Consider the following 17,455-nt stretch of genomic DNA (forward strand, 5'->3'; position numbering starts at 1 on the left):
CCAGAGGAGAACAGCGTGGCGACAGTCCCCGTCACCGGTACGGCCCCGGCCGCACCGGCCGAGCCGTCCGGTCCGTCGGCCGAGCCGCTGCCGGACTTCGGCGGTGTCGATGTGGCCGCGGTGGCCGCGCGGACGGGCCACCCGGTGCTGGGGGAGGTGGCCGCCCTCCTGCTGCGCAACTGGCCCTCCGCCGAGCGGGCGGTGGCGTACTACGACGACGGTCCGGGCCCGACCGTACGGTAAGCGTCCGTTTCTGAACGCCGGGCGACGGTTTTTGGGCAAACGGGCTACGAAACCGGCCAGTTGTCCTTGCCGTGTGCATGTTCTCCCGTGGCCGAGCCAGGTATCGCGACAGCGGGCCGCCATCGGGCTGCCCGGACGTCGGACGCAGGCAGGGGGCGGCGTCGTGGTGTTCCAGAGCCTTGAGGCGCCCGCGGTCCCCTTCCGTCAGTTCGTCCTGAAGACCCACAGCCGCTGCAACCTCGCCTGCACCTACTGCTACATCTACACGGGCCCGGACCGCAGCTGGCGCGCCCGTCCCCCGCACGCCCCGCCCGGCACCGTCCGCCGGACCGCGCTGCGCATCGCCGAACACGTACGCACCCACGGCCTCGACGAGATCCGCGTCGACCTGCACGGCGGCGAACCCCTGCTCACCGGCCCGGGGCCGCTCCTCGACCAGGCCGCGGCGCTGCGCGCCGTACTCCCGGACGGCTGCCGCGCACACCTCGGCGTACAGACCAACGGCACCCTCCTCACCCCGCAGGCACTCGACGCCCTGGCCGCCGCGGGCTTCCGGATCGGGCTCAGCCTGGACGGCGGCACCCCCGGCCTGAACCGGCGGCGCCTGGACCACGCGGGACGGCCCTCCTGGGCGGCCGCCTCCCGCGCCGCCCGCCTGCTGGCCCGCCGACCCGACACCTTCGCGGGCATCCTGTGCACCATCGACATCACCTCCGACCCCGCCCTGGCCTACGGCTCGCTGCGCGCGCTCAACCCCCCGATGCTCGACTTCCTCCTCCCGCACGCCAACTGGACCAGCCGCCCGCCGCTGCCGCCCGACCCGGGGAGCCGCACCCCGTACGGCGACTGGCTGTGCACCGTCTTCGACCTCTGGTGGGACGAAACGGAGCCGGCGCCCCGGATACGCCTCTTCACCGAGATCATCGGTCTGCTGCTGGGCCGCCCCAGCAGCAGCGAGGCGGTCGGCCTGTCGCCCGTGGTCGCGCTCGTGGTCGACACCGACGGCGCCATCGAACAGGTCGACTCCCTCAAATCGGCGTACGAGGGCGCCGCCGCCACCGGCCTGGACGTCTTCCGCAACAGCTTCGACGAGGCGCTGGCCCACCCGGGGATGGCCGCCCGCCGCCTCGGCGCCGACGGCCTGTGCGCGCGGTGCCGCACCTGCCCGCTGCTGACGGTGTGCGGCGGCGGCAACTACGCCCACCGCTACCGGGCGGGCAGCGGCTTCCGTAACCCGTCCGTGTACTGCGCCGACCTGGAACGGGTGATCCGCCACATCGCCGCCCGCCTCGACGCCGAGGTGCACGCGGACCGGACGCCCGGGGCCGGCGCCGGACTGGCCGCCTGGTCCGTCAACTGGCCGACCGCGTACAAGACCTGACGTGGCGTCGCCGCACGGGGCGATACTTGGGCTATCGTGCCGAACAGCCAGCTCGCGCACGCGCGAACCGCCGCATACCGAGGAGACGGGCGCATGGCCGACCAGTCCGCTATTACCGGCTCCGCAGAGCACATCACCATCAGCTACGCGGGCTTCAACCGGCCGTGGGCGGCGTGGATCTCGCACCAGCTGGAGCAGCTCGGGCACGGCACCACCATGCTGCGCTGGGACCCCGCCGCCGACAGCCCCCTCACCGAGGAACTGGCCGGCCTGCTCGCCGCCGAGGGGCGCCTGCTCATGGTGCTGGACGACTGGTACTTCAAGCTGGGCCCCAAGACTCACGAAGAGTGGACGGCCGCCCTCCAGGAAGTCGTACCGGAGCACGCCGACCGGTTCGCCGCCGTCAGCGTCGCCACCCAGCGGCTGCCCGCCACCGCCTCCGTGCTGCGCCCCGCCGACCTGCGCGACCTGGACGCCGTCGAGGCCAACCGGCGCGTCCTGAACCGCCTCGGCGTCCCGGCCGCCGGCCGCCGCCCCGCCGAGCCCGCCGCCAACGCCCCGCGCTTCCCCAACGACCCGCCCGAGATCTGGAACATCCCCCGCCGCAACAACCGCTTCACCGGCCGCGACACCGCGCTGGAAGAGCTGCACGGCAAGCTGGCGGGCCCGCTCCCGGGACCCGGCCAGCCGATGGAGACCCGGATCGCCCTGTACGGCATCTCCGGCGTCGGCAAGAGCCAGATCGCCGCCGAATACGCCCACCGCTTCGGCAACGACTACGACGTGGTGTGGTGGATCAGCGCCACCAACCGCGGCGCCGCCCGCGAACAGCTCGCCGAGCTGGCCACCCGCATGAACCTGCCGGTCGGCCAGGAACTCGGCGACCGCATCCGCGCCGTCCACGAGGCGCTGCGCATCGGCCGCCCGTACCGCCGCTGGCTGCTGGTCTTCGACAGCGCCGACGACATGGAGCAGATCGAGGACCTGGTGCCGGACGGCCGCGGCCACGTCCTGATCACCACCCTCACCCGGGACTGGTCCGGCTCCGGCAGCGCCCAGGAGATCGAGGTGCTGCCCTTCACCCGCACCGAGTCCGTCGCCTACGCGCGGCGCCGCGCCCCCCGGCTGACGAACAAGGAAGCCGACCTGCTGGCGGACGCCGTACAGGACCTGCCGCTGCTGCTCGCCCAGACCGCCGCCTGGCTGGACGCCAACCCGATGGCGCCCCGGGAGTACATCGAGCTGATCCGGCGCGGTGAGCCGAGCCTGGTCGGCATCCGCATCTCCACCGACTACCCGATGGCCTTCCAGACCAGCTGGGCCATAACCCTCAACACGCTGCGCGAGCGCAGTCCCGCCGCCGTCGAACTGCTCAAGCTCTTCGCGTTCTTCGCGCCGGACGCCATCCCGGTCCCCATGCTCGCCCGTGCCCGCCGCGGCGACCTGCCCGAATACCTCGCCGACCTGGCGGCCGAGCCGATCGCGTGGAACACCGCGCTGCGCCGGCTGACCGAGTCCACCGCCGTACGCCTGGACTACCAGGTCGCCCAGACCACCTCGGACCCCGCCGTCGAAACGGCCCAGATGCACCGGCTCTACCACCGGTTCCTGCGCAGCGACATGGCCGAGGACGAGCGCGACACCATGTCCGCCACCGCCTGCCGGGTGCTGGCCACCGCCGACCCGCAGAGCCCCTCCGACACCCGCACCTGGGAGCAGTACGCCGCCCTCATCCCGCACCTGGAGCCGGCCGGCGTCCTGGACAGCCCCGAGACCTCCGTCCAGGAACTGCTGCTCAACTGCATCGAGTATCTGCGGGTGCGCGGCGAATACCGCATGGGCCTGCGGCTGTGCGAACAGTTCCTCTCCCGCTGGCGCACCCGCATCGCGCCCACCCAGCGCACCATGCTCGTGATCACCCACCAGCACGCCAACATGCTGCGCCGCCTGGGCCGCTACCGCGAGGCCGAGGCGGTCGGCAGCGCCATCGTCGAGGAACTGGCCGCCGAACGGGACCCGGGCGACGGCGCCCTGCTGCGCGCCCAGGACGGCCTGGCCGGCACCTACATGGCACTGGGCTCCTACCCGCAGGCACTGGAGATCTTCGAATCGGTCGTCCGCGGCCGTACGGAACTCCTCGGCCCCGAAGCACCCCTCACCCTCTCCTCCCGCAGCAACCTCGCCTCCGCGCTCAGCGCCGTCGGCCGCTACGAGGAAGCACTCGCCCTCTACGGCGAGGTGCTGCTCGTCTGGGAGCGCCAGCTGCGCGCCCGGCACCACCTCACACTCGGCGCCGCGTATTCGTACGCCCGCATGCTGCGCCTGCTCGGCCGCTACACCGACGCCCTCTCCCGCCAGGAGCTGAACGTACGGCTCTACCACCAGGTCATGGGCAAGCACACGCCGCTGACCCTGCGCGCCGAGCACAACCTCGCGCTGTGCCTGCGCCGCTCCGGCGCCGTCACCCAGGCCGACGCGCTGATGGGCGATGTGGTGGAGCGCGCCCGCCGGGTACACGGCCCCCGCCACCCGGAAACGCTCATGATGCAGGCCAACTACGCCACCTTCCTGCGCGAGCACGGCGACCTCGGCCAGGCCAGGGAACTGGGCGAGGAGGCCGCCGAGCGGTACCGCACCCTGGTCGGCGAGGCCCACCCGTTCACCGTCGGCGCACTCGGCAACACCGGCCTGGTGTGCTGGGAGTTCGGCGAGCGGGACAACGCACTGGCCATCGCCGAACAGGCACTCGCCGGCATGACCCGGGCGATGGGCCCCGACCACCCCTGGACGCTGGGCTGCGCCCTGAACGCCGCCGGCGCCCGCAACCGCGTCGACGACGAGGAGAGCGCCGCCCGGCTGAGCCGGGACACCCTGGAGCGCGCCAAGCAGACCCTCGGCGACACCCACCCGCTGACCCTCTCCGCCAAGACGGCCCTCGCCGACGACCTGCGGGCGCTGCGACGCGGCCAGGAGGCGTCCAAGCTGGAGCAGGAAGCCGTACAACAGCTCACCGAAACCCTCGGCGCCGAACACCCGCACACCCTCTCCGCCCGCCGCCGGCGCCGCCCGTACTGGGACTTCGAGCCGCAGCCGGTCTGACCCCGCCCGCACCGGGGCCCGCACCGGTGCGGGCCCCGGCGGCGTACGCTCGTCATGAGCCGAGGAGCAGGTGCAGCAGCCAGGACACGGCGGCCTGCACCGCGCCGGAGGCCACCGCGACGGTCAGGTACGACGGAATCTTCACGACAACGCGCTTGCGCCGCATGGCAGCGGTCCTCTCGCTGGGGCCCGGACGGGACGGTGGCACGGCACCACCGTCGCGGCGCGCACCGGTGTTGCGGCAGTCCGCACACGTTGCGGACCGGCCCAACGCCCCGCGTCGAGGGGGCCAGCATGGACACAGCGGCCGGACCGGACGGCGACGCGCGCGATCCCGCGCCCGTACCGCCCGCCGCGGAGCGCGTCGGCGACCTGAAGCCGGTGCCCCGGCACGTCGCCCCGCAGTGCCGGGAACTGGCCCTGGCCCTGCGCGGCGTCTTCGCCGGGCTGCGGCTGTCCGTACGGCGCTACGCGCTGCGCCGCCACCACGACCCCGGCACCGTCTCCCGCTACCTCAACGGCACGGCCGTCGCCCCCGCCGAGTTCGTCGAACGGCTCCTGGAGGACGCCGCACAGGCCCTGGGCCGCCCGGTGTCCGCCGAGGTCACGGCCCGCGTGACGGCCCTCCAACGGGAGGCCCTGCGCGCCACCAACAAGCTCGGCTGGGAGCTTCAGCTGCTCCGCGACCGGCTCGCCGAGGCCGACCGGCGCCAGCGGGCCGCCGAGACGAACGTCGAAGCGCTGACGGAGGCCCTGCACGCCAGGAAGCGGCGCATCGCCGAGCTGGAGGCCGGACACCGCCGCGCCACCGCCCGGCTGGAGGCCCGGCACGCCGCCCAGGAGGACGAGGCGGTACGCACCCGGGCCGCACAGCAGCGGCTGCGCACCGAGGCCGCGCGCCTGCGCACCGCCCTGGAGGAGGCGCGCGGCCGGGCGGCGGCCGCCGAGCGGCGCTGCGCGGAGCTGGAGCGGCAGCTCGCCGCGGCGGAGGAGTTCGTCGCCCGTACGCTGGAACGCGGCCCCGGCGCCGGGACCACCCGCTTCACCATCAGCTTCGCGGGACCGGACCGGTTCTGGGCCGTATGGGTCCGGCACCGGCTGGAGATCAACGGCCACGAGGCCGCGCTCCAGCGCTGGGAGCCGCCGGCCGGCTTGTCGCTCCGGGAGTCGCTGCGCGCCCTGCTGATCGTCGAGGGCACCCACGTCCTGCTGCTCGGTGATGGACTGTTCGCCACCGGCCCGCACCCCGCCGCCGAGTGGACCGAGGCGCTGCGCGAGCAGCCCGGGCGGCTGGCCGTGTTCGCCGTCACCGACCCCGCAGCCGCGACCTGTCCGGGCCTGGAAGCGGACTTCCTCGGCGGCGTCGGCGCCGAGGAGGCCGAACGCCGCATCCTGGAGCGGCTGGGCCTGGACACCACGCTCGCCGGCGTCCGTACGGGTGCCAGCGCGCCCCGCTTCCCCGCCGAACCACCGCACATCTGGGGCGGCGTCCCGGACCGCGACCCCGGCTTCACCGGCCGCGAGGAACTGCTCGCCCACCTGGGCCACCACTTCGACGAAGGCCGCTCAGGGGCGGCCGTCTGCGTCCTGGCGGGCATGCCCGGCGTCGGCAAGACACGGCTGGCCGCCGAGTACGCGCACCGCTTCGCCGCCCAGTACGACGTGGTCTGGTGGATACCGGCCGGAGGCGGCCCGCCTGCCGTCCGCGCCCGCCTCGCCGCGCTCCACGACGCGCTCGCCGCGCCCGGCGCCACGGGAACGGGCGGCCCGGCCGCCCCCGCCGACCGCGCCCGCGCCGTTCTGGGCGCGCTGCGCCGCGGCGCCCCGTACAGCCGGTGGCTGATCGTCCTGGACGGGGCCGACGACCCGCGCCACACCGCCGGTCTGCTGCCCAGCGGCCCCGGCCACGTACTGATCACCTCACAGCACGGCGGCTGGGCCGCTCCTGAAGGCCGCGTCCTCCAGGTGCCGCCCTTCGACCGGGCCGAGAGCGTGCGGTATGTACGGCGGCGGCTGCCGCGCGTCGGCCGGACCGAGGCGGAACTGCTGGCCGCCGAACTGGGCGACCACCCGCTGGCCGTGGCCCAGGCCGTCGCCTACCTCGACGCCGAGGTGCTGCCCGTGCCCCGCTACCTCGACCGGCTGCGCGACACCTCCTGGGAGCGGGCGCCGCTGACCGCCACCGGCGACTACCCGACCACGTTCTCCCGTGCGCTCACCTCCGTCCTGGGCCGCCTGCGCGAAACCCACCCCGAGGCCGTCGAACTCCTCCATGTGTGCGCCCTGTTCGCGGACGGCGGCGCCCCGCCCGCCCTGCTCCGCATCAGCCTGCCCGAACCGCTGCGCGGCCAGTGCCTGGACCCGCGGCGCTGGCAGGCCCTGGTCGCCGTCCTCGTCGAACACTTCCTCGCCGGAGTGTGGACCCCGGAGGACGGCGAGGGCGGCGCGGCGCCCACCGGTTCGGTGCTGCGCATGCATCCGCTGGTGCGCCGGGTGGTGCGCGACGAGATGCCCGGCGGCTACCGGATCGGCCTGCTGCGCCGGGTCCGCCACGCGCTGGCCGCCGCCGACCCCTGCGACCCGGCCAACGTCCGCGTATGGCCGCAGTACGCGCGGATCGTGCCCCATCTGGAACCCTCGGGCGGACCCGGCGAAGCGGGGGAGGAGAACGCCGCACTGGTCCTGAACTGCGTGCGCTACCTCCACCTGCGCGGCGACTCCCGTACCGCCTCGCACCTGCTGGAACGGATGGCCCGCACCTGGCGGGGCCAGCTCGGGGACGGCCACCCCTGGACGGCGGCCATCGTGCCGCGCCGCACGGAGGTGCTGCGCGCCCTGGGCTCCTACCGGCGCGCGGCCGCCGCCGACCGCGCCGAACTCGCCCGGCTGCGCGCCGCCGACGCCCCGGCGACGGCCGTCCTGGCCGCGGCCGGCGACGTCGGCGCGGACCTGCGCGGGCTGGGCCGGTACCGCGAGGCCCTGGAGTACGCCCGCGAGCAGTACGACGGCCGCGCCGCCGTACTGGGGCGCGCGCACCCCGCCACCCTGGAGGCGGCAGGGGCCCTCGCGGACAGCCTGCGCCTGCTCGGCCGGTACGCCGAAGCCCTGCGCCTCAGCGAGCGCACCGCGGCCGGCTACCAGCGCCTCCCCGAGCCGCAGGACCTGTGGCGGCTGCGCGCCGAAGGGCGGCACGCGCTGGACCTGCGGCTGCTCGGCCACTACGAGAGCGCGCTGGGCCGGCAGCTCGCCACCACCCAGGCCCACCGCGAACTCCTCGGCGCGGAACATCCGTTGACCCTGAGCGCCGAACACGGACTGGCCCTGTGCGAACTGCGCAACGACGCGGTGGGCGAGGGCCTGGTGCGGCTGCGGGAGGTCCGGGACGCCGCCGAACGGGTGCTGGGGCCCACCGCGCCGCCCGCCCTGATGACGGCCGCCAGCCACGCCTGCGCGGAGCGCACCCACGGCGACCCCGACGAGGGCCTGTCCCGCTGCGACGAGAGCCTGCGCCGCCACCGCTCCGTGTACGGCCCCGGCCACCCCTGCACCGCGGGCGCGCTGACCAACTACGCGGTGGCGCTGCGTACCGTCGGCGAGACCGGACGGGCCCGCGCCCTGAACGAGGAGGCGCTGCGGTCGCTGACCGCCACCCTGGGCGAAGACCATCCGTGGACCCTCGGCGCCGCCTACAACCTGTGCGCGGACCACGAGCACGGCCCGGACCCGGGCGGCGCGCCGGAGCTGAGCCGTACCACCGCCGAACGCGCCACCCGCACGCTGGGCGCCCGGCACCCCTGGGCGCTGCTGGCCTGGGCCGCCCATGCCGCCGTACTGCGGCTGACGGGCGCCGCCGACGAGGCCGGCGCCGTCGAGGCGCGGGCGCTGGCCGGGCTCACGGAGACGCTCGGCGGCGGCCACCGGCTCACCGTGGCGGCCGGCACCGGCCGCCGCCCGGTGTGGACGTTCGACCCGCTGCCCGGCTGACCGGATCCCGTACGGCCCTACGGACTTACTTGCGGAAAGGCCCGGGGCCCCGCCCCGAACGCCGTGGCGTTCAGGACGGGGCCCCGGGGCACCGTCGGACCGGACTACGCGTCGAACGCCTCGGCGATCAGTGCGGCCTGCTCGGCCTGGTGGCGCTTGGCGGAGCCCACGGCCGGCGACGAGGAGTGCGGCCGCGAGATGCGGCGCAGGCGCTCGCCGTGCGGCACGTCGGCGCCGACGGACAGGTCGAGGTGGTCGATCAGGTTCAGACCCAGGAACGGCCACGCACCCTGGTTCGCCGGCTCCTCCTGCACCCACAGGTACTTGCCCGCGTTCGGGTACTTGGCGATCTCCGCCTGGAGCTCCTTGCCGGGCAGCGGGTACAGCCGCTCGATGCGGACCAGCGCCGTGTCGAACGCGCCGCGCTTGACCCGCTCCGCCTCCAGGTCGTAGTAGACCTTGCCGGAGCAGAAGATGACCTTGGTGACGTCCTCGGCCTTCGCCGCGTCGTCCGAGATCACCGGCCGGAAGCCGCCCGAGGTGAACTCCGCCGTCTTCGACGACGCCGCCTTCAGACGCAGCATCGACTTCGGGGTGAAGACGACCAGCGGCTTGTGGTGCGGGTTGTGCACCTGCCAGCGCAGCAGGTGGAAGTAGTTCGACGGGAGCGTCGGCATGGCGACCGTCATGTTGTTCTGCGCGCACAGCTGGAGGAAGCGCTCGATACGGGCCGAGGAGTGGTCCGGGCCCTGGCCCTCGTAGCCGTGCGGCAGCAGCAGCGTGACGCCGGAGGTCTGGCCCCACTTCTGCTCCGCCGAGGAGATGAACTCGTCGACGACGGTCTGCGCGCCGTTGGCGAAGTCACCGAACTGCGCCTCCCACAGGACCAGCGCCTCCGGGCGGGCGAGGGAGTAGCCGTACTCGAAGCCCATCGCCGCGTACTCGCTGAGCAGCGAGTCGTAGACGTTGAAGCGCGCCTGGTCCTCGGACAGGTAGAGCAGCGGGGTGTAGTCCTCGCCGGTCTCCCGGTCCACCAGCACCGCGTGGCGCTGGCCGAAGGTGCCGCGGCGGGAGTCCTGGCCCGACAGGCGGACCGGGGTGCCCTCCATCAGCAGCGAGCCGAAGGCGAGGGTCTCGCCGGTGCCCCAGTCGATCGTGTCGTCCTCCACCTGGGCCGCGCGGCGCTGCAGCTGGGGCAGCAGGCGCGGGTGGACGGTGACCCGCTCGGGGATGTTGACCTGGGACTCGGCGATCCGCTTGACGACCTCCTGGGAGATCGCGGTGTCCACGGCGACCGGGAACTCGGCCTGCGGCTCCGGCACCTCGGGGGCGGCCGGGGCGGTGGTGGCCTCGCGGACCTCCGTGAAGACCTTCTCCAGCTGGCCCTGGAAGTCCTGGAGGGCCTGCTCGGCCTCCTCCAGCGTGATGTCGCCGCGGCCGATCAGCGACTCGGTGTAGAGCTTGCGCACCGAGCGCTTCTTGTCGATCAGGTCGTACATCAGCGGCTGCGTGAAGCCCGGGTTGTCGGTCTCGTTGTGACCGCGGCGCCGGTAGCAGATCAGGTCGATGACGACGTCCTTGTTGAACGCCTGGCGGAACTCGAACGCCAGTCGTGCGACCCGGACGACGGCCTCGGGGTCGTCACCGTTGACGTGGAAGATCGGCGCCTCGATCATGCGGGCCACGTCCGTGGCGTACATGGAGGAGCGGGCCGACTCCGGGGCGGCGGTGAAGCCGACCTGGTTGTTGATGACGATGTGCACCGTGCCGCCGGTGCGGTAGCCGCGCAGCTGCGACATGTTCAGCGTCTCGGCGACCACACCCTGGCCCGCGAACGCCGCGTCACCGTGCAGCTGGACCGGCAGGACGGTGAAGTCCGTGCCGCCCTTGCCGATGATGTCCTGCTTGGCGCGGGCGATGCCCTCCACGATCGGGTCGACCGCTTCGAGGTGCGAGGGGTTGGCGGCCAGCGAGACCTTGATCTGCTCGCCGTCCAGGCCGGTGAAGGTGCCCTCGGCGCCCAGGTGGTACTTCACGTCGCCGGAGCCGTGCATCGACTTCGGGTCGAGGTTGCCCTCGAACTCGCGGAAGATCTGCGCGTACGACTTGCCGACGATGTTGGCGAGGACGTTCAGGCGGCCGCGGTGGGCCATGCCGATGACGACCTCGTCCAGGCGCGACTCGGCGGCCGAGTCGATGACCGCGTCCAGCAGCGGGATGACGGACTCGCCGCCCTCCAGGGAGAACCGCTTCTGGCCGACGTACTTCGTCTGCAGGAACGTCTCGAACGCCTCGGCGGAGTTCAGGCGGCGCAGGATGCGCAGCTGCTCCTCGCGCTCCGGCTTGGAGTGCCCGCGCTCGACCCGGTCCTGGATCCACTTGCGCTGCTTGGGGTCCTGGATGTGCATGAACTCGATGCCGGTGGTGCGGCAGTACGAGTCGCGCAGCACGCCCAGGATGTCGCGCAGCTTCATCATGGTCTTGCCGGCGAAGCCGCCGACGGCGAACTCCCGCTCCAGGTCCCACAGCGTCAGCCCGTGCTCGATGATGTCGAGGTCGGGGTGCTTGCGCTGCTCGTACTCCAGCGGGTCGGTGTCGGCCATGACGTGGCCGCGCACCCGGTAGGCGTGGATCAGGTCGAAGACCCGGGCCGCCTTGGTGACGTCGTCGTCGTGGCTGACGTCGATGTCGCGCAGCCAGCGCACCGGCTCGTAGGGGATGCGCAGCGACTTGAAGATGTCGTCGAAGAAGTCGTTCTCGCCGAGCAGCAGTTGGTTCATGATGCGCAGGAACTCGCCGGAGGCGGCGCCCTGGATCACGCGGTGGTCGTACGTGCTGGTCAGCGTCATGACCTTGGAGATGCCCAGCTTGTTCAGGGTGTCCTGCGAGGTGCCCTGGAACTCGGCCGGGTAGTCCATCGCGCCGACGCCGATGATGAGGCCCTGGCCGGGCATCAGGCGGGGCACGGAGTGGACGGTGCCGATGCCGCCCGGGTTGGTCAGCGACGCGGTGACTCCGGTGAAGTCCTCCATCGTCAGCTTGTTGTTGCGGGCGCGGCGGACGATGTCCTCGTACGCCTGCCAGAACTCGAAGAAGCTGAGCGTCTCCGCCTTCTTGATGGCCGCGACGACGAGCTGGCGGTCACCGTTGGGCTTGACCAGGTCGATGGCCAGACCGAGGTTGATGTGCTCGGGCTTGACCAGCGTCGGCTTGCCGTCCTTCTCCTGGAAGGAGTAGTTCATCGACGGCATGGCCTTGAGGGCCTGCACCATCGCGTACCCGATGAGGTGGGTGAAGGAGACCTTCCCGCCACGGGCGCGCTTGAGGTGGTTGTTGATGACGATGCGGTTGTCGAACAGCAGCTTCACCGGGACGGCGCGCACGGACGTGGCCGTGGGCAGCTCCAGGGAGGCGTTCATGTTCTTGGCAACGGCGGCGGCGGGGCCACGCAGCGTGACCAGTTCCGGGCCTGCGGGCGCCTCGTCGGCCTTCACGTCGTCCTTCTTGGCTGCGGGCTGAGCGGTCTTCACGGGTGCGGCCTTGGCCGGAGCGGCCTTGGCGGGCGCAGGGGCGCTCGCGGCCGGCTTGGCCGGCGCTGCGGGCTGCGCCGCGGCGGGCTCGGCGGCCGGCGCCGCGGGCTGCTGCGCGGGCTCGGCCGGGGCCGCGGGCGCGCTCGGCGCGGCGGCCTGCGCGGCCTGGCCGGTTCCGGAGGCCGGAGTGGCGGGGGCGCCGTCACTCGCCGCGGCCGGCGCGGCGGCGCCCGCTCCCGGCTTGTAGTCGGCGAAGAAGTCCCACCAGGCTCGGTCTACCGAGTTCGGGTCCTGGAGGTACTGCTGGTAGATCTCGTCGACGAGCCACTCGTTCGGACCGAATGCGGCAGCAGGGTTCTTACCCTGCCCCTCTTGGTCAGTCGAAGTGCTCGAACTGTTGGGGGACTGTGGCGACACGGCGGCAACCGCCCTCTTCCGCTTCCTAAGGTGGTGGACAGCGGGAATAAAGGCTACGCCTCTCGGGACCTTTGGTGCAGTCCGGGGCCGTCAGTCGTCGTGCACGTCACATTCAGCAAAGGGTTTCGGGGCATGACGCGATGGGAAACACACCAGGTTTCCCTGTATGCGGGTACGGGCCATCGCCACCGCACCCCGAACTGAGTGCTTCCACCATCGACCCTACGTCACACGGAGTCAGCTTCGTATGACACCGGTCCCCGGAAGAGTGACACGGATACGGCAGCCGCGCGGGGATTCGGCCACTCCGATCCGCCCGCCGTGCAGATCCACCGCCCAGCGCGCGATGGCCAGACCCAGGCCCGTACCGCCGTCGCTGCCCGGCCCCGACGCCGCCGGATCGCCCCGGTTGAAGCGCTCGAAGACATGGTGGCGCTCGGCCTCCGGGATGCCCGGGCCCTCGTCCTGCACCTCCAGCTCCAGGCTCTCCGGCGCCTCGCCCGCCCGCGCCCGCACCGTGACCCGGCCGTGCCGCGGGCTGTGCTTGATGGCGTTGTCGATCAGATTGGCCACCACCTGGTGCAGCCGCTCGGCATCCGCGTGCGCGGTCAGTTCCGGCGGCGAGACGTCCAGATGCAGATGTACGTCCGTACGGGTGTGGGTGCCGGAGCCGGCCAGCCCCGACAGCGTCGAGGCGCCCCGGCTCATGTTGGCCTCCTTGAGCACCCCCGACAGATACGGCCACACTTCGAAGCGGCGGGCGTGCAGCGGCACCACGCCGTTGTCCAGCCGCGACAGGTCCAGCAGGTGCTCGACCAGCCGCCCCAGCCGCTCGGTCTGCTTCAGGGCCGTACGCATCGTCTCCGGATCGGGCTCGCAGACACCGTCCACCACGTTCTCCAGGACGGCGCGCAGAGCCGCTATCGGCGTGCGCAGCTCGTGCGAGACATTGGCGACCAGCTCCTTGCGGTGGGTGTCCACCGCCTCCAGATCGGCGGCCATCCGGTTGAAGGCGTCCGCCAGATCGCCGAACTCGTCCCGCCGCCCGCCGCGCACCCGGCGGGTGTAGTCGCCGTCCGCCATCGCCCGGGTCACGTCCGTCATGTCGTCCAGCGGCGCCGTCAGGCCCTGCGCGACGAACTGGGTGACCAGCAGCGAGGCGATGATCGAGAAGACCGTGATGACCCGCAGCTCGGTGTCGGAGTGGATGGCGACGAACACCAGCAGCGTGGTGATGATCACCGAGACGATGACCAGCGCGCCGAGCGCCGCCTTGACCGAGCGGTACGGGTCCAGCGGCCGCAGCCCCTCCCACACCCGCTGCCAGAACGGCGCCCACACCCGCTCGCGCAGCACGGCGGGACCGTCCCACGCCCGCTCCCGGGCCCGTTCGCGTCGTTCCTTCCGGTCGGCGGTCCGGCGGCGGGTGGAGGTCGTCATACGGGCGGGGTCTCCAGGGCGTACCCGACACCGTGGACCGTACGGATGCGCTCGGCGCCGATCTTGCGGCGGAGCGCCTTGATGTGGCTGTCGACCGTGCGCGTACCGGAGGCGTCGGCCCAGTCCCACACCTCGGCCAGCAGCTGCTCACGCGAAAGCACCGCGCGCGGCGTGTTGGCCAGACAGACCAGCAGGTCGAATTCCGTCGGCGTCAGATGCACATCGGTGCCGCGCACCCGCACCCGGCGCTGCGCGTGGTCGATCTCCAGCTCGCCGAGTCGCAGAATGCCGCTGCGCGGCGTGTGCGCGGCCAGCGCCGCGCGCTCCACCCGCCGCAGCAGCACATGCACCCGCGCCGCCAGCTCCCGCATGGAGAACGGCTTGGTCATGTAATCGTCGGCGCCGACACCCAGCCCGACCAGCATGTCCGTCTCGTCGTCCCGCGCGGTGAGCATCATCACCGGCACCGGGCGCCGGGCCTGCACCCGGCGGCATACCTCCAGCCCGTCGAAACCCGGCAGCATCACGTCCAGCACCAGCAGATCCGGCTGCCACGCCTCGGCGGTGTCCACCGCGGCGGGCCCGTCGGTGGCCGTCTGCACCTGAAAGCCCTCGGCACGCAGCCGGGCCGCGATGGCGTCCACGATCGTCGGATCGTCCTCCACGACGAGAACCCGGCGCTGGGCGCCGGGCGTGGCCGCGGCGGTGCCGCCCTGGGTGGTCTGCGTCTGATCCATCGCCCGCCCCTGCATGTCCCCGTGCTGCCTGGTCGCGTACTGCTGGGCAGCAGCGTAAGGGCAGGGTGTGACCGTCGGCTACGCGCCCTTGCGCGCGAGGTGCACGACGTCCGGGACGCCTCGGACAACGGGGATCTCTTCGGTACGTACGCCGGTGAACCCGGCATTTCGCAGCGCCAGTTCGAAGGCGGACGACGGCTGCGCCGACCACACGGCGAGCACCCCGCCGGGCGTCAGCCGCTCCCGGCAGGCCGCGAGCCCGGCCGGGGAGTAGAGACCGCCGTTGTCCTCGGTGACGGTCCAGTCCGGCCCGTTGTCGATGTCCAGACACAGCGCGTCGAAGGTGCGCCCACCGGCCCCGCCGCGTACGTACGCGACCAGGTCGGCCGCGACGATCTCGGTACGCGGATCGGCGAGCGCCGCCCCCGAGACGGCGGCCAGTGGGCCGCCGCGGTGCCAGTCGATCACCGCCGGCTCCCGCTCGACGACGGTGATCCGCCCCCACGCTTGCTCCTCCGTCGCGCGCACCAGGGAAAATCCCACGCCCAGCCCGCCGATCAGCACACTGGGCGACGGCCGCCCGTCCAGCTCCGCGAGCGTCGCGTCCACCAGCAGCCGCTCGGACCGTCCGTCCGAGGTGTCCATCAGGAAGCACCCGTTGGCGATGATCTCGAAGTGCTCGCCCCGCCGCCGCAGTACGGCCTCCCCGTACGGGCCCTCGCGGCGGTCCAGCACCTGCGGCGGGCTGTCGGCGACGGGCGAACCGGGTACGAGCACGGAGTGGGGCACGGCGTGCGCGGGGTCGGACATGAGCACCATCCTGGCCAACCGGGGGTGCGTGGGTCCAACTGGTTTGAGGGCCTGGTCGGTCCGCCGGGCCGCGGGTCCGCCGGGCCGCGGGTCCGCGGGTCCGCGGGTCCGCCTCACGGCGACCGGTTCGGGTGACGCGTGTCACGGACACAGCTGACTCATGGGTTGAGCATGCACGCTGTTGGCGTACGTAGATCTTGGTGAGCGGCCGGCGCCTTCGGTGCCGGGGAGGGAAGGGGACTGGAGGCAGTGGATCGGGGTGGTGTGGTGGATGTGGCCGAGGAGGGTGCCCCTGAAGGGCGGCCAATAGGGGGGTCCGGAGGCGAGAGGGCGGCGCTTTCCGGTGTGCCCAGACAGCCGGGGGCGTCCGGGGCGGCCCAGGCCGTTCCGGCGGCCGCCGTGCCCGTACCCGCAGCCGCGGCCGTGCCCGTACCCGCAGCCGTACCCCCGTCTTCGTCTTCGCCCCCCGTGGTGCCCGCTCTCGCGCGGGTGCCGCGCTTCTGGCGGCTGCTGCCCACGCCCCTGGGCGCGCCCTTCACCTTCGGCTACACCCTCCTCCTCGTCGCGACGTCCGTCTTCGCCGAGTACGCCGACCCCGACCTGGTCTTCGCCCTGCTCCAGGGCTCCAGTACGGACGTGGAGCACCTGGCACGCTCGCCCCTGCTCGTGCTGGTCGCCAGCGCCCTGTGGATCGCGGGCGGCATGACCTCCGCGTACGCCCTCGCCTTCCTCTTCGTCCTGACGGCACTGGAACGCCGCGTCGGCGCCCTGAGAACGGCCGCGGTCTTCTTCGGCGGCCATGCGGTCGCCACCCTGGCCACCGAGCTGCCGGTAGGCGCCGCGGTCGCCCTCGGGCACCTCCCCGCCGACTCCCTGCAACGCCTCGACTACGGCATCAGCTTCGGCGTGATGACCTGCACCGGCGCCCTGGCGGGCCTGCTGCCGGCCTGGGCGCGGTGGCCGCTCCTGGCAGGCGTGACATGGTTCGCCGTCACCAATCTCCTCGTCTCCACCGACCCCGTGAGCGACTCCGGCCACGTTCTGGCCCTGGCCCTCGGAACCCTCATCTGGCCCCTTCTGCGGCGCAGCCGGGGGCCGCGGTGCGGGGCGATTGTCAGTGGCCGTTGCTAGCTTCCTGAGCAACGCTTCTCCATGGCTCGACGGGGAGGTGGAGCGAGGGTCGCACCCGGCCGGGGGCCGGGGCCCCGCTCCGTCAGGAAGAGGCACGCATCATGCGAATGATCTTCGTCAACCTGCCGGTGAAGGACATCGAGGCGTCCCGCGAGTTCTTCACCCACCTCGGCTTCACGTTCAACCCGCAGTTCTCCGACGAGCACACCCTGTGCATGATCGTCGAGGAGAACATCCACGTCATGCTCCTCCAGGAAGACCGCTTCCGGGACTTCATCAACGGCGACATCAGCGATGCCGCGAAGACGAAGGAAGTCCTCACGTGTCTGTCGTGCGAGAGCCGGTCGGAAGTCGACACGGTGCTCGCCAGGGCTCGCGAAGCGGGGGCGTCCGGCTGGAAGCCGGTTATGGAGGAGGGACCCATGTATGGGGGGAGTTTCCAGGATCTGGATGGGCATGTGTGGGAGCTGATGTATATGGATCAGGGCTGAGGTCGTCGCGGCGCTGCCGCTGATCGCGGCGTAGCCGCGGGTTTTTGGGGGTCCTGGTCCGCGCTTCGCGCGGGTGCGCATTGGCTTGGTTGTGGGGCGGGGGTGCGCAGGGGGCCATCTCCTCGGCGCCTTGGAGCGGCCGTTATGTCTGGACGCAACCGGGGCTTCGGTCGCCTGCGGGGAGTGTCCCCC

Annotated in this window: 10 protein-coding genes; 6 read left to right on the top strand and 4 right to left on the bottom strand. The window is 72.7% G+C overall.

What is annotated here, in order from left to right:
- Positions 1–15: 15 nt before the first annotated feature.
- The 4 genes from ADK86_RS14770 to fxsT (ADK86_RS14785) all read left to right on the top strand — a co-directional run bounded on the left by ADK86_RS14770 (position 16) and on the right by fxsT (ADK86_RS14785) (position 8,707).
- Positions 16–243, top strand: coding sequence for a YxD-tail cyclophane-containing RiPP peptide (locus tag ADK86_RS14770; protein WP_030375333.1), 228 nt, complete (start codon positions 16–18; stop codon positions 241–243).
- Positions 244–406: 163 nt separating this feature from the next.
- Positions 407–1,624: an FxsB family cyclophane-forming radical SAM/SPASM peptide maturase gene (locus ADK86_RS14775; RefSeq protein WP_234345856.1), complete on the top strand. Its 1,218-nt coding sequence runs from the start codon at positions 407–409 to the stop codon at positions 1,622–1,624.
- A gap of 93 nt (positions 1,625–1,717) precedes the next feature.
- Positions 1,718–4,723 (top strand): FxSxx-COOH system tetratricopeptide repeat protein, encoded by a 3,006-nt coding sequence (gene fxsT, locus ADK86_RS14780; RefSeq protein WP_053697008.1) that lies wholly within the window; start codon positions 1,718–1,720, stop codon positions 4,721–4,723.
- A 294-nt stretch (positions 4,724–5,017) separates the two neighbouring features.
- Positions 5,018–8,707 (top strand): FxSxx-COOH system tetratricopeptide repeat protein, encoded by a 3,690-nt coding sequence (fxsT, locus tag ADK86_RS14785; protein WP_053697009.1) that lies wholly within the window; start codon positions 5,018–5,020, stop codon positions 8,705–8,707.
- Between the two features lie 104 nt (positions 8,708–8,811).
- On the opposite strand, the gene ADK86_RS14790 is transcribed toward fxsT (ADK86_RS14785), so the two are convergent.
- The 4 genes from ADK86_RS14790 to ADK86_RS14805 all read right to left on the bottom strand — a co-directional run bounded on the left by ADK86_RS14790 (position 8,812) and on the right by ADK86_RS14805 (position 15,641).
- Positions 8,812–12,654, bottom strand: coding sequence for a multifunctional oxoglutarate decarboxylase/oxoglutarate dehydrogenase thiamine pyrophosphate-binding subunit/dihydrolipoyllysine-residue succinyltransferase subunit (locus ADK86_RS14790; RefSeq protein WP_053697010.1), 3,843 nt, complete (start codon positions 12,652–12,654; stop codon positions 8,812–8,814).
- 237 nt (positions 12,655–12,891) lie between these two features.
- Positions 12,892–14,094: a sensor histidine kinase gene (locus ADK86_RS14795; RefSeq protein ID WP_030604140.1), complete on the bottom strand. Its 1,203-nt coding sequence runs from the start codon at positions 14,092–14,094 to the stop codon at positions 12,892–12,894.
- Positions 14,091–14,831: a response regulator transcription factor gene (locus ADK86_RS14800; RefSeq protein ID WP_003987269.1), complete on the bottom strand. Its 741-nt coding sequence runs from the start codon at positions 14,829–14,831 to the stop codon at positions 14,091–14,093. Before ADK86_RS14800 ends, ADK86_RS14795 begins: the two co-directional genes overlap by 4 nt.
- Positions 14,832–14,909: 78 nt before the next feature.
- On the bottom strand, positions 14,910–15,641 hold the full coding sequence (locus ADK86_RS14805) for a spermidine synthase (protein WP_053697011.1): 732 nt from the start codon (positions 15,639–15,641) through the stop codon (positions 14,910–14,912).
- 471 nt (positions 15,642–16,112) lie between these two features.
- Between ADK86_RS14805 and ADK86_RS14810 the strand changes: the two genes are divergently transcribed.
- Together ADK86_RS14810 and ADK86_RS14815 are read left to right on the top strand one after the other, a co-directional pair.
- Positions 16,113–16,772 carry a rhomboid-like protein gene (locus ADK86_RS14810; protein WP_420718849.1) on the top strand — a complete coding sequence of 220 codons (660 nt, stop codon included), beginning with the start codon at positions 16,113–16,115 and terminating at the stop codon, positions 16,770–16,772.
- A 101-nt stretch (positions 16,773–16,873) separates the two neighbouring features.
- Positions 16,874–17,263 (top strand): VOC family protein, encoded by a 390-nt coding sequence (locus ADK86_RS14815; protein WP_053697013.1) that lies wholly within the window; start codon positions 16,874–16,876, stop codon positions 17,261–17,263.
- Positions 17,264–17,455: the final 192 nt, after the last annotated feature.

It is taken from the genome of Streptomyces sp. NRRL F-5755 (assembly GCF_001279365.1).
GTDB lineage: Bacteria > Actinomycetota > Actinomycetes > Streptomycetales > Streptomycetaceae > Streptomyces > Streptomyces rimosus.

Bases quoted from the DNA above. Each gene is read 5' to 3' on its own strand.
- fxsT (WP_053697008.1), top strand. From the start codon at position 1,718: ATGGCCGACCAGTCCGCTATTACCGGCTCCGCAGAGCACATCACCATC.
- fxsT (WP_053697009.1), top strand. From the start codon at position 5,018: ATGGACACAGCGGCCGGACCGGACGGCGACGCGCGCGATCCCGCGCCC.
- ADK86_RS14795 (WP_030604140.1), bottom strand. From the start codon at position 14,094: ATGACGACCTCCACCCGCCGCCGGACCGCCGACCGGAAGGAACGACGC.
- ADK86_RS14800 (WP_003987269.1), bottom strand. From the start codon at position 14,831: ATGGATCAGACGCAGACCACCCAGGGCGGCACCGCCGCGGCCACGCCC.
- ADK86_RS14805 (WP_053697011.1), bottom strand. From the start codon at position 15,641: ATGTCCGACCCCGCGCACGCCGTGCCCCACTCCGTGCTCGTACCCGGT.
- ADK86_RS14815 (WP_053697013.1), top strand. From the start codon at position 16,874: ATGCGAATGATCTTCGTCAACCTGCCGGTGAAGGACATCGAGGCGTCC.